The sequence below is a fragment of the Kitasatospora papulosa genome (genome assembly GCF_000717245.1).
GTDB classification, from domain to species: Bacteria; Actinomycetota; Actinomycetes; order Streptomycetales; family Streptomycetaceae; genus Streptomyces; species Streptomyces papulosus.
The window spans coordinates 1-12,787 of record NZ_JNYQ01000034.1; the positions used below are offsets into that span (position 1 = coordinate 1).

General features: G+C 67.1%; 9 protein-coding genes and 2 pseudogenes. 3 read left to right on the forward strand and 8 right to left on the reverse strand.

The genetic code is table 11. From position 1 onward, the window contains the following. Positions 1-2,979 precede the first annotated feature (2,979 nt). The 3 genes and pseudogenes from IA22_RS37935 to IA22_RS37290 all read left to right on the forward strand — a co-directional run bounded on the left by IA22_RS37935 (position 2,980) and on the right by IA22_RS37290 (position 5,174). Positions 2,980-3,900, forward strand: a complete 921-nt coding sequence (locus IA22_RS37935) for a tetratricopeptide repeat protein (RefSeq protein ID WP_245229654.1) — start codon at positions 2,980-2,982, stop codon at positions 3,898-3,900. Then, positions 3,804-4,787 (forward strand): annotated as a pseudogene (locus IA22_RS37940) (tetratricopeptide repeat protein); the annotation flags it as partial. The gene IA22_RS37935 and the pseudogene IA22_RS37940, both read left to right, overlap by 97 nt. 21 nt (positions 4,788-4,808) lie before the next feature. Further along, positions 4,809-5,174 carry a hypothetical protein gene (locus tag IA22_RS37290; RefSeq protein ID WP_167337651.1) on the forward strand — a complete coding sequence of 122 codons (366 nt, stop codon included), beginning with the start codon at positions 4,809-4,811 and terminating at the stop codon, positions 5,172-5,174. 147 nt (positions 5,175-5,321) lie between these two features. On the opposite strand, the gene IA22_RS0133245 is transcribed toward IA22_RS37290, so the two are convergent. The 8 genes and pseudogenes from IA22_RS0133245 to IA22_RS0133280 form a co-directional block, all read right to left on the reverse strand. Next, positions 5,322-5,567: a hypothetical protein gene (locus tag IA22_RS0133245; protein WP_030125825.1), complete on the reverse strand. Its 246-nt coding sequence runs from the start codon at positions 5,565-5,567 to the stop codon at positions 5,322-5,324. A gap of 142 nt (positions 5,568-5,709) precedes the next feature. Continuing rightward, a complete protein-coding gene (locus IA22_RS0133250; protein WP_030125826.1) occupies positions 5,710-6,417 on the reverse strand; it encodes a restriction endonuclease in 708 nt (235 codons plus the stop codon). Between the two features lie 744 nt (positions 6,418-7,161). Beyond that, positions 7,162-8,022, reverse strand: a complete 861-nt coding sequence (locus IA22_RS0133255) for a hypothetical protein (RefSeq protein ID WP_051694903.1) — start codon at positions 8,020-8,022, stop codon at positions 7,162-7,164. After that, positions 8,019-8,591 (reverse strand): sigma-70 family RNA polymerase sigma factor, encoded by a 573-nt coding sequence (locus IA22_RS0133260; RefSeq protein WP_030125828.1) that lies wholly within the window; start codon positions 8,589-8,591, stop codon positions 8,019-8,021. The genes IA22_RS0133255 and IA22_RS0133260 overlap by 4 nt, the downstream gene beginning before the upstream one ends. Beyond that, positions 8,588-8,752: a hypothetical protein gene (locus IA22_RS37295; RefSeq protein ID WP_167337652.1), complete on the reverse strand. Its 165-nt coding sequence runs from the start codon at positions 8,750-8,752 to the stop codon at positions 8,588-8,590. Before IA22_RS37295 ends, IA22_RS0133260 begins: the two co-directional genes overlap by 4 nt. 825 nt (positions 8,753-9,577) lie before the next feature. Beyond that, on the reverse strand, positions 9,578-10,681 hold the full coding sequence (locus IA22_RS0133270; RefSeq protein ID WP_030125829.1) for a ParB/RepB/Spo0J family partition protein: 1,104 nt from the start codon (positions 10,679-10,681) through the stop codon (positions 9,578-9,580). A 2-nt stretch (positions 10,682-10,683) separates the two neighbouring features. Continuing rightward, positions 10,684-11,898, reverse strand: coding sequence for a ParA family protein (locus IA22_RS0133275; protein ID WP_030125830.1), 1,215 nt, complete (start codon positions 11,896-11,898; stop codon positions 10,684-10,686). A gap of 284 nt (positions 11,899-12,182) precedes the next feature. Beyond that, a pseudogene (locus tag IA22_RS0133280) lies at positions 12,183-12,536 on the reverse strand (hypothetical protein); the annotation flags it as partial. Between the last annotated feature and the right edge of the window lie 251 nt (positions 12,537-12,787).

Sequence of the window (12,787 nt, forward strand, 5' to 3'; positions counted from 1 at the left end):
TGAATGGGTGCCGTGCGGGTGCTATCGGACCGGTAGCCCGGCAGTTTCATCGACGTCGTCGGGCGAGCCGGACAGCACTTTCGGATGCCGGGGGGTTAGCCGCGCAAACCCGGACGAGGGTCCGCTGGGCGTCCGCTGGCGATCCGCTGGCGGTCCGCTGGCTCCCGTCTGGGAGCCGTCCAGCCAGCGGTTGCTGGACGGCTCCCAGCGGACCGCCAGCGGACGCTCAGCGGGTCGCCAGCGGATGTCTGGACGGGGCGGCGGCGGGTGGATCCGGGCCGGCTGCGAGGCGCGGCATGGGGTGCCGGGCGGGTCCGGTCGGTGTCTGGCTGTGGGTCCGGTAGCGGTCCGGACGGCCTCCGGAATCTCCTGGCAGGGTCCGGCGGCCGCGCCGGACTCTCCCGGACCGCCCCCGGACCGGTACCGGACCCACAGCCAGACATGAGCCCTCTGGTGCGAGGACCGCCATCCACGTCCGTTTTGACCGTCATGACCACCGCCACCCTGTCCGGTTTGCACCGTCATGCCCACCGCCACCCGACCGTCATGGGGTGGCGGTGCATTCCGGTCAAAACGGGCGGGGTGGCGGTGGGGGTGCGGTGCCGGGTGGCGGTCCTGACCTGGGAAAACAGCGAAAACGGCCCTATCCGCAGTTTTCGCGCTCAGGCGGGCCCCAGGACCGTAAAAGCGCTCCAACGCCCCTGAAGGGCGTCCAGCACGGCGGGACGCCCCCGGTGAGGGCGCCGGATCATCTGTCCGGCCATCCGTCAGAGATCTGTCCGGGGTCTGTCCGGAGGGCCTGGTCATCTGTCCCTGGGGCAGGTCAGGGACAGATCCCCGGCAGTTGTCTGGACGGACCGAGCCGATGGGGTATCAGGGCGGCGAGGCGGGCAGCTCGGGGTGTGTGCATACTGAGGCCTCCTTCTCGGGTCTGGCACGGGAGGGAAAGCCCGGGGGCGTCGTGGGGACGACCCCGGGCACTGTGCTCTCAGCACCAGGAGACCAACAGTTCAGTCACCGCACTCGAGCTTCTTGCCGATCGTGGCGTCGTAAACGAGAGCGGTGAGCGGGGGAGAGACGAATCTCGCGGCACTCTGCCGCGAGATTCGTCCCCGTCGCGCCGCCGATCGCCACCTGGACCGTCACGTCAGCCCGAGGGTCCGTGACCGGCAGGACGATCTCGAGCGCTTCGACAACTTCCTGGCGCCCACCGGAGGCCAAGTAGAGCGGACTATGGGGATGTCGGCGACGGCTGCGGGCGGGGCAGCGGAAGGGCTTGCGGCGTCTGTTCTTTACGCAGGCGTCCGGAGCGTCAACGGAGGACCAGGCACGACTGAGCCATGCCTCACTGACACCCACCCCAGGCTCCGGCCCGCCACCCCCTCCCCCGCCCCTCGCCCCCCGCGACGGCGCGGCGACCACACCTCGAGCCTTCACGCCCCGGCCCGATAGCTGCCTGCCGGTAGACAAGACGTCCAGCCGCGGCGAAGAGGGGCGGAAGGAGCGGCGTTCACCGCGGCGTGGAGCCCGGCTCCTGGTACTCGTTGATAGCGGGTCAGTGCCTCGGGCAGGTGATTGCCAGCTACGAAGCACTTGACCAATCGTTGGCGACCAGGACGACGTGGAGTTCGCCTCTGACGGCAATGCTGGCGGATTCCTGACAGGCGCGAGGTCCAGATTGGACACTGAGGCCTGTGCCTCGAGCGACAAGCACGGGCAGGTGCCCTGTCCTCCTCGAGGGTGAGGCAGGCGAGTAGCGGGGGTGCGGGGATGTCGGGGTCGGGTACGAGGCGTCTGTCGCGGGGTGAGTTGATCCGGCAGCGTGCGAAGGCGCGGTTCGTGGGGCGGCGTGCTCAGCTGGCGCTGTTCACGGAGAACTTGTCGAAGGATCCTCTTTCCGAGGAGGCGCCGGCGGACTTCCTGTTCCATGTGCGCGGGGTGGGCGGTGTGGGGAAGTCCACGCTGCTGCGTCAGTGGCAGGAGGCTGCCAGGCGTGCGGACGCGGTGACAGCTGTAGTGGATGAGAACGACGTCCACGGGGTGCAGCAGGCCATGGTCGAGCTGGCCCGGCAGCTGGCGGAGCAGGCAGGGCCGTGCAAGGAGTTCGACAAAGCGGTCGAACAGTATCGGCGGGAGCAGGCGGCGCAGGCGGATCCCATGCTCGTGGAGGGGGAAGCGTCAGTGTCGAGCCGGGTGGTCACGCAGGCCGCGTTGGGAGCGGCTTCGTTGATCCCGGGGGCCGGTGTCGTGACGGCGATGGCGAACCCGGACGCCGCCGCCCAGGGCCTGGACAGGATCCGTGCCGCCTCGAGGACGCGTGCGCAGCGGCGCGGCGGTCAGGGTGACGAGACGGGTATGAGCCGTGCCTTCGTCTGCGAGCTGGAGCGGTTGTGCCGTCGGCAGCGGTGGGTGGTGCTGTTCTTCGACACTTGGGAGCAGACCGCGCAGTACCTGGAAGGGTGGCTGCTGAGGCTGCTGGATGAAGAGTTCGGCCCGGTGCCGGCGAACGTCATCGTCGTGCTGGCGGGCCGGGACGAGCTGTCGGAGCGGGAATGGGCGCCGCTGCGGGATCAGGTCGCGGACGTGCCGCTGGAGGTCTTCACCGAGGCGGAGACCCGCTCGCTGCTGACCTCTCGGGGGGTGACCGATGTCGGGGTGGTGGAAGCGGTGCTGCAGTTGTCGATGGGGCTTCCGCTGCTTGTGGAACTCCTGGCTCTGGCCCGCCCGCGTACGTCCGAGGACGTCGACGCGGGCGGGAACCTCGCCGACGTGGCCGTCGAACGCTTCGTGCAATGGATCACGGACCCGGAAAAACGAGAAGCGGTACGGGCGTGTGCGCTGCCCCTGCAGCTGAACGAGGACGTCTTCACCGAGGCAGCAGGGCCTGGGGCAGAGGGGCTGTGGGAGTGGCTGCGCGGGCAGCCGTTCATCAGCGGCAGAGGCGACTACAAGCACTATCACGCGGTGGTCCGCGCCAGCATGATCCGCCAGCAACGCACCCACTCCCCACAAGGCTGGACTTCGGCCCACTTGCGGCTCGCCGAGACCCATGCGACCTGGCGTGCCGCCGTCGAGGAGCGGCTTCCCGAAGCAAAACGGTGGGACGACGCTGAATGGCGCCGGCACCGCCTGGACGAGACGTACCACCGGCTGTGCGCCCACCCTGGAACCTATCTGACGGATGCTCTCGAACAGGTAGTTCAGGCAGCTGGCCAGGAGACTGCGGTGCTCCGGCAGTGGATCGAGACACTGGAACAAGCCGCACAGGACACCGCCGACACAACCCTGTTCGCCTGGACAGGACGCCTTCGGGACACTCTCACCGGCGACGACCCCCGTCTCACCTGTCTCGAGGTTCTGCTGTCCCACAGCCAGCTGAGCGCCGAGAGCAGAAGCTGGGCCCACACCCACCGGGGCATTCTCCTCTACCGCAGCGACCAGGACGAAGAAGCCCTCACCGAGTTCGACCGCGCCATCGCGCACAATGCCCGCAACGCCCTTGCCTGGGCCCGCCGGGGAGAAGAACACCGCTTGCTCGGCAACGAAGACCAGGCTGTGGCTGACCTCACTGCCGCACTCGAACTCGAGCCCACCAACGCCTGGGCACTCGGCTCCCGCGGCGAAACCCACCAACAGGCCGGCCGGAATCAAGAGGCTGTCGCCGACCTCACCGCCGCACTCGAACTCGACCCCACACTCACCTGGGCACTCGGCGCCCGCGGCGAAACCCACCGGCAGGCCGGCCGCTACGACGAGGCCGGCAGGCCGGCCGCTACGACGAGGCCGTCACCGACTACACCGCCGCACTCGAACTCGACCCCACCTACGCCACGGCACTCGGCGCCCGCGGCGAAACCCACCGGCTGGCCGGCCGCTACGACGAGGCCGTCACCGACCTAACCGCCACACTCGAACTCGACCCCACCTACGCCGCGGCACTCGGCGCCCGCGGAGATACCCACAAACAGGCCAGCCGCTACGACGAGGCCGTCACCGACTACACCGCCGCACTCGAACTCGACCCCACCTACGCCACGGCACTCGGCTCCCGCGGAGATACCCACCGGCAGGCCGGCCGCTACGACGAGGCCGTCACCGACCTAACCGCCGCACTCGAACTCGACCCCACCTACGCCGCGGCACTCGGCGCCCGCGGCCAAGCCCACCAACAGGCCGGCCGCCACGAACAAGCCGTCACCGACTACACCGCCGCACTCGAACTCGACCCCACCTACGCCTGGGCACTCGCCCAGCGGGGAGAAACCCACCAGCAGGCCGGCCGCTACGAAGAAGCCGTCACCGACCTAACCGCCGCCCTCGAACTCGACCCCACCAACGCTTGGGCGATCGGCTCCCGCGGCCAGGCCCACCAGCAGGCCGGCCGCTACGACGAGGCCGTCACCGACCTAACCGCCGCACTCGAACTCGACCCCACACTCACCTGGGCACTCGGCGCCCGCGGCGAAACCCACCAGCAGGCCGGCCGCTACGAACAAGCTGTCGCCGACTACACTGCCGCACTCGAACTCGACCCCACCGACGACTGGGCACTAGCACAGCGGGGAGAAACCCACCGGCAGGCCGGCCGCTACGAACAAGCCATCACCGACTACACTGCCGCACTCGAACTCGACCCCACCGACGCCTGGGCACTCGGCTCCCGCGGCCAAGCCCACCAGCAGGCCGGCCGCTACGAACAAGCCGTCACGGACCTCACCGCGGCACTCGAACTCGACCCCACACTCGGCTGGGCACTCGCTTCCCGCAGTCAGGCACACCGGCAGGCAGGCCGTCGTGAGGAGGCGCGCATGGATGTGGAGCAGGCTACCGAAGCGCACCCTGATGATCTCGACTGTGCATTCGAGAAGCTCATGCTCGAGACAGTGGAAGGGCGGTTCGAAGTGTTCAGGGAGCAGTGGCGTCAGCTCCTCACGTCCTCCGTGAACCCACAAGACGAAACTAAGGCGAGCTACTTGCGCCTTTTCCGGACCGTACTCATCGAACCGGAAGCCGGGGTACCTGAGGCGACTACGGGAGTGCTCGCTACGCATCCCGGCGATGGTGACATCGCTGATGTGGTCCGCTACCTGGTCGAGCTGTCCGTGTTGGAGGGCGGGGTGGGTGAGCGGGCGCGGCAGTGCCACGACTTGATCATGCGGCGTGCTTCGCGCTGATCTTCCAGCGAGAAGTCGCCCTTGACTAGGCAAGTCATCGGATCGGACCGCGCAGGCGGACAGTCACCACCTCAGCGTGCTCTGTGATCCAGTCCCCCGATCACCCACAAGACTGCGGCTTGCCGATGGACAGAGCGTCCAGCCAGCTCATGCCGTCCTCGCCTCGAGTCGCCCGTGATGGCGGGCAAGGCGCTTGAGCTCCGCCCGGGCAGCGGGGACGCGGCCGGATGGAGTGGACCAGAACGGATGCCACTGGATCCGCACGGACAAGACCAGCAGGCGACGGCGCAGAACGGTGGTCTGACGGGGGCGGGGCGCGGCGAGCTCGCGATAGGTGGCGTGCCAGGCCTGCTGGGCGTAGATCAGGTCGTCGGGGAAGGGGAAGGACTCCATCCACCGATTAGAGCATGTGTTCGATTTTTGGTGCATCCTCGATCAGAGTGACTCCATCCGATCAAGGGCTCTGCCGGCCTGCTTGTCCGCGTGCGGGAGCGGGCCCATCGGATCGTGGGCAGGCGGGGCGGTGTCAGGCTTGTCAGGGCAGTGTGGTCGGTCTGCGGGGCGGTGGTAGCGCGCGCAGGAGTTCCCACAACGGTTGGGATCCGGCGGCCCAGGTGGCCAGGGTGTGGCGGTCGACGAGGTGCAGACGCTGGGAGCGGGCGAACTCGGTCGCCGGTTTGGTGAAGCGGCCGTTGGTGACCAGGACGATGACGTCGCCCTTGTGGACGGGGCGCCCGGTGCCGTTGAGGACGTGCAGGTCGGGTGTCCCGACCGCTGCTCCGGCGAGGCCGGCTCGGCGGTGCTTGCACTGGATAACCCAGCGTCGCCCGTAAGGGTCGGTGGCCTTCACGTCCGCCCCGTTGTCGCCGGCGCCGCCGACCTGGACCGCATCCGCGCAGCCGTCTCGGAGCATCAGGTCGCGTATCGCGTGCTCGAACTGCCGGTGCTGCAAACCGTCCAGGGCAGCCATCGGATACCTCAGAGCTCTCACCCGGGTGTGCAGCAGGGCTTGCGCCTGCACGCGGGAGCGGAACCAGACGAAGGCACCGACCCCCGCCAGGACCAGAACGAGCAGGGGGACCCAGGGGTGTGCGGCAAGCCATTGCATCAGCTGGGAGGACAGCCAGCCGATGACGACAACGCCGACAAGGATTTCACGGCCGGCGTGGGCCTGCTTGCGCTTACGCGACCGGGCAGGACTGCGCCGAGGCCGCCGCCGTGGGGCGGGGCGTCGGGCGGTCATCGGGCGCTCCGGTCCCACGGAATCGGATACGTCACCGTCGACCGCGGTCGGGGACGGGCCGCTGTCTTGGGCGTCTGCGGGAACCGGATCGGATACGACACCGTCGGCTGAGGCCGCGGCTTGGCCGTCGACTTCCGCGTCTTGGGGAACTTGACCGGATACACGGATGACGATGCCGGACGAGGAGTCTTCTCAGGGCCGTCGGCCGAGCTCGACGGATTGCCAAGCGCGATCACCGCCAGCCCGGCAATGACCACAATCGACATCTCCCGGCGCCCTCCCGCAGCCCACCGGGCGTGGGCCTTCACTCTCGTTCCGTCCCTGCGCACGTACTCCCGCACCCACGGCACAACTAATCCCCTCCCCCACCACACCGCGCCCCCTTGCGCAGCCGATCCATCAAAGCAGCCACCACTGACAACACGTCACCAGAAGATCACTTCTAGTCACAGCCGGAACCAGACAGCAGTCCCGTCCGCGGTAGCGGCCCGCGTGCCCCCTGGGCATGAGAAAGCCCCGGCTGGTCGGGGGAGGCCAGCCGGGGCAGTAGGGGTGTGGGTGCGGAGGGCGGTCGCCTCTCGGCGGAGGGCTCCACGGGGCTTCAGCCGAACGATCTTCCCCGTGGGCTATAGATGAGGCCCGGGGACACTGTCCCCTCCGTACCCACACGCAGATGAACGCTCCGCCAGCCGGGGATGTTCCTGCCCCTGCCCATGGGCAGGCAGAGTCGGAGCCGCCGCTTGTTTATCCCCAGCACCAGGTGGGATGCCGGCGCGCGGATGCAATGAGCGATCCTTGGGTTTTGGGCCGGAGCTGGAGCCCGGTGCGTGCTCGGGGTCTACTGGGAGCAGGTGTCTTGGTGGTTTTGGTGAGAGTGCGGATGTGATCGGTGAAGCCGGGGGCGGGTAGGGGAAGTTCGAAGTCGTCGGTGGGGCCTACAGCTGCGGAGACGTAGTCGAGTACGGCGCCGACCAGCGCCGGTACCGGGGCCGGTTCGGATCTGAGTGCGCCCAGGATGCGCAGGGCGGTGGGCAGGAGGCTCGCGCCCGTGGTCGTTACGGCGAGGAGCGCGTCGATGACGGCATCGGACACGTCGTCTTTGATCTTGGTCTCGGTGTCGGTGGGGTCGTCGCTGGAGGGCAGTGCGCTTTGGATCTGTTCAGTCTGCTCATGCCACCAGTCGGCTTCACCGTGTTCTCCGAGGGCAAGGTGGTGCAGGTAAAGGCAGTAGGAGGCTGCGGCGTCGCCAGCACCAGCCGCGTACTGCCACCAGAAGCGGGCGTTCTCTTCAGAGTCCGCAAGCTGCAGGATGCAGCCCAGCACCCGAGCGCCCGGGGGTTCGGGGAGCTGGGGGGTGAGGAAGGTGTCCAGGGTGCTGAGGGCTGTGTTGCGGGTGACGACGGTCTCGCACAAGGTGTTCAAGTTCTGGGCCGCCTCCTGCTCTGTCGGCTCCTGCGAAGCGAGTGGAGGCGTCGGCAGGGACGGGGCGGTGGGACCTTGGAGCCGGGCGATGAGGCGGGCTTCCGCAGCGTCGATGTCTTCCTGGGTGTAGGGGGTGGTGACCAGACGTGCGCGGGAGAGGTACTCCGTGATGTAGGGGGTCATCGCCGTCCTTCCATGGTGCGGTCGGGGCCCAGAATGCTGCGCAGCCTGCGTGCGGCGTGACGAACCGTGGAGCGGACGGTAGCGCTGGTGACGCCGAGCGCGTCGGCGACCTCCGCTGCTTTCAGCCCGTGGAGGTAGGTCATTACCATGACGTCGAGCTGGCGTTCGGTGAGCAGGCGCATCGCCCGCATCAGTGCGAGGGACTCGGTGATCTGCCCGAACGGGTCGACCGCGTCTCGCAGAGCGACCGTGTTAAACGCCTCGTCATCGAGCAGCAGGGGCCGGCGGTTGCGGGCACGGGCATGATCGGTGACCTTGTTACGCATGATCGTCCAGGCGTAACCATCGGAGTTGTCGCTGCTGAGGACCTTGTCCCAACAGCGATAGAGGTGCTCGAACGTGCTATCGACCGCCTCCTCCGCGTCGTCGCGGTTATGGAGGAAGGTCTCGGCGTAGCGAACGTAGCTAGGGCGCTTCATCTGATGGAACGCGGTGAAGGCATGGTCGGGAGGCTGTTGCTGGATCATCGGCTCGGCGCCCGGACGGGTGCGGCTCTGGTTCTCGCTCACCAGCCTTCCTTCCCGTCCTCGCGGGGGCGGCGGCGCATCTCACTCACACCTGCCCGGACGCCTGCGGCCGCCAGGCGGCGAAGCAAAGTCACAGCGTCCTGACCAAAGACACGGATCACGACCGCCAGCATCATCAGGTCAGAAGCGAGTTGGATCGTCACAGGCGAGAGCCCCTGCTCTACGAAGAACCGGGCGCGCTACTCGGCCCCGGGAAGTGCGCGGTTGTGCGCCCTTCACCCCAACGACGCCCCCCGGCGGCCAGGTGTGCACAGGCAATCCAGAAAAGATTACGCAGCGCCAATCTCTAGTTACAAAAAGATGTTCCCTACTGCTTATCCAGCCCCAATAGCCGCCACCCGCCACCCGAACGCCACGGCCACCACCAGCAAAGACGCCACAAGATCGCAACTTTGCGTAAATTTGCGCGAACCCAGCAAACTCCCGGAGTGGCGCAGGTCACACGCGCGTGATGATTCTCAGGTCCAACACTCTCCCTGGAGCTGAGTCCGAAGCGGCCCTCGCTTGAGCCGCACACGGATACCGTTCGAGTGACACGGTCAGGGCTCGGCGGCGCGCCCTCGCTTTTGGAAGCGGGGCACCCCGCAGAAGGACCAATCAGGCTCCCCGACGACCGCAGCAAGGTCGGGGGCCGACGCGGGGGCGCCCTCGTGCCCGTGAACGAGGGCAGCCCCATGAGCGGCGCTGCCACAAGCACCGCTGCGATCGTCGCGTCCGACCGGAGCCTGAGCCCACCAGCCGAAGTCCGCCGCCGCGGCTGAGGCTGCTGGGCTTGCACCTACATTCCCTGCCGCACGACGCCGCTGCGCGCCATGGCGGTGCTGACTTCGGCCACTCCACGCATGCGACGGCCTCGGCTGGGCCCAGGAACCCAGCCGAGGCCGTATCACCTGAAATAATCGCTCTTCGTGGAACTCTGACTGAGGCTTCGGTCCTGCCCCGGACAGGTCGAGAGGGCCCCAGTCTGATCACTTCCTTTTGCGTAGCTGAGTGGCCACCTGCTCCAGGATTGCAGCCAACGCAGTACGGTCTTCGGTAGCCAGTTCGCCCTGCATGTCAGCTGCTACGGCGTCTACCCCGCGGCTGATCTGGAAATATCGGAGGATGAAGGCGCTCCGTTGAGCGGCGCTGAGGCGTGCGAAGGCGGTATCCATGATGGCCGCCCCGTCCGTCCACTCCATCCGCTCGCCGTCGTTCTGGTGCTGCGCGGGCCGTGAAGCCTGGTCGGTGCTCCTGGCGATAGGCATCGGTTTCGGTGCCGTCGCGCCTGCCTGGTCGACCCCTGGTTCAGTGGGGGTGCTTACGGCGTAAGCACCCTGCTTGCGTGCTGCCTTCTTGAGTTCGCGCTTCGCGAGGGCTTCTTCAGCAGCGCTTCCCTGCTGCTGCTCGGGGAGCTGGCCGACTGTGCGTGCCACCTCGACGGGCAGCTTCTTGTCTTCGACGGCTTGCTGCAGCTCTGGGGTGAGTTTGAGCAGGGCCAGGCGCTGCGTGACCCAGCCGCTGGACTTACCGAGTGACCTCGCTACGGCACGCTGTGACCCGTGAACCTCCACGAGGCGTTGCAGAGCTTTTGCTTCGTCCAACGGATCGAGGTCTTCGTGCTGGACTGCTGCAGTGAGAGCTGTCTCGAGCAGGGTATCGGCGTCATCTGCAAGGGAGTCGTCGATGTAGACGGGTACATCGTCTATTCCGGCGACCTTGGCGCCGGCCAGGCGCCGATTTCCGTCCACGACAACGTACTGGGCGGTGCCAAGGGCATCGTCTTGGCCGGGGTGGGCCGCGAGAAAGGCGCTGCGGGTGACGACGGTGAGGGGTTGGATGATGCCGCGGCTGGTCAGGCTGTCGGCCATCTCTTCGATGGCTTTGAGCTCTTCGCGCGGGTTGTATGGGTTGCGGGCGATGGCAGTGATCGGCAGTCGAGGAGAGGCTGTCGCGGCTTCGGTCGCGGTGTCGCTGGGTGCTGTTGGGGCGTCCTGTCCGGCGAAGCGTGCGAATGATGCTGCGCGGCTGCTGATGGGCTGTGCCACTGCTTCGAAGGTGGCGCTGCCACCGAGGGAGTCGGCTTTGCTCATGTCTACTTCAGTCCCTTGGCGATCTGGCGCATGGCATGCGACTGCTCTGAGGTGGGGGCGTAAGCCAGGAGTGCCTTCTGTAGGCGCACTGCTTCGCGCTGCTCTTTGAGGTCTGGCACGACGGCCAGGACGGGCGGGGTGCCGAGCTGCATCCACTTGTCGCGGGAGGAGGTGGCGATGTAGCCGCGGCGGGAGTCGAACTTGTTGACCACCAGGCCGAGCTGGTCGATCTGGATGTCGTAGTCCCGGGCAAGGGAGTCGACCTGGTTGATGAGCATTCCGTAGGCCTGGGCAGAGGTGTCTTCGGCTTCTACAGGAATGATCAGGCCCGATGCGGCTGGCCGTTCGTCTTCGCGTTGGCGCCCGTAGTAGAGGCCGGCGTCCATGGAGAGGCCGAGGCTGGGTGGTGAGTCGATGACGATGACGTCGAAGTGCTCCTCGATGGGTGCCAGCGCCCTCTCGAGCGCGGCGTGCCGGGGGCCTCTGAAGATCGTGAGGCCGGAGTCGAGGAGGAAGGCGTCGAATGCGGCCGGGAGGATATGGAGTCGGTCTCCGAACCGCTCTCCGTCTATGGGGATGGTGAGGTCGAGGAGGGAGTGCTGCGCCTGGTCCCGGTGGAGCATGTGTGTGACGAGGCTTTCCTCGCCGGCGGGGATGGCCTTGAGCCCTAGCTGGTGGGAGAGGTGGCCTTGCGGGTCGTAGTCGACGAGTAGGACGCGCTGACCGCCGGCTTGAGCCAGGCTCTGCGCGTCTTCCTTAGACAGGCCGGCGGCGAGGGCTGCCTTCAGGATGTGCTCGGCACCTTCGGACAGGGCCTGCGCCAGACCGGCCGCGACGGAGGTTTTGCCGACGCCACCCTTCTGGTTGCAGACGATGAGGCGGCGAACGGGCTGGGCCGAAGCGGCCGGGTTTTGTGCCAGCCAGAGGGCGACGGACTGTGCCAGGCCTTGGATGTAGGAGACCTCGCGGGTTCGGCAGTCCGCTTTGAAGTCGTCGTAGAGGCCTTCGGGCAGGTAGGTGCCGAAGGACTCTGCGCCTGCGGTGTCGACTGCGGGGAGTTGGTCTGGGTGGTCCCGCCAGGCTTGAATGCCTGCGGCAACAGCGTCTTGGACGTCCGTGCTGAGCTGCGCAGCGCGGACTTTGAGTGCCTGTCGGAGTGTGGCGGGTAGCTTCGAGACCAGCTTCTCCCGCTCACCCCCGGGGTACGGAGATGCCATGGCGGCAGCTTACTGCCACGACATCCTGGATCTGCGTACCCTTGCGCACGTTTCATTCCAAGTGTTCGTTAGTAGATGCAGGGTGGGTGCTTACGGCGTAAGCACCCGGCTGGAATGAGGGAGGTTGAAGGGAGCGTGAGCTGCGTCAGGTGGCCGGGAGCTCGATCTTCGCTCCGTGGGCGGCCAACGTCCCGAATGCGGGGGGAGTGTGTCTTCGGATCCCTTCGGAACGCAGCTCGATCCGGTACTTCGGGCAACCCGGCGGACACACCTGGCAATCGGTCTCACGCTGTGTTCTGCCGCGATGATGCCGTCTCGCGGTCGACGGGCATCGAGGCTGTGTCGTATGTGGAGGGGGCACGACGGATGACAAGAGAGAGCAGAGCGGCTGCGGCGCAGGCAGCGCCGAGGAGTACCCAGACGAAGTCGTAGCTGCCGAAGGTGTCGCGGGCTACGCCGCCGAGGAAGGCGGCGAGCGCGGCACCGATCTGGTGGGAGGCGTTGACCCAGCCGAAGACGATGGCGCTGTCCTCGCCGTAGAACTCGCGGCAAAGGGCGATGACGGGTGGGACCGTGGCGAGGTCGAGGAGGCCGAAGGCGACCACGAAGACCATTAATCCCGCCATTTTTTCCGGCGCCGGCGCAGCCATCAAGAGCCTTGCATGCATGGTGTGCGCAACTGTTTGGACGTCTGGACGATGTGCATTTCAAGCCCTTCCGCGCTGAGAGCAACGATCTAGCTTTCCTACATTGGGGCTGCTTCGCGATCAGCAATCGAGCTGATTCAGGCCCCTAGGGCCTGTCTTCAAAGGGTCATATCCACATCAGGAGTGACGCGATGGTGAGTGCTGCTTCGTAGGATTCGCGGGTTTTGTCGTAGCGGGTGGCT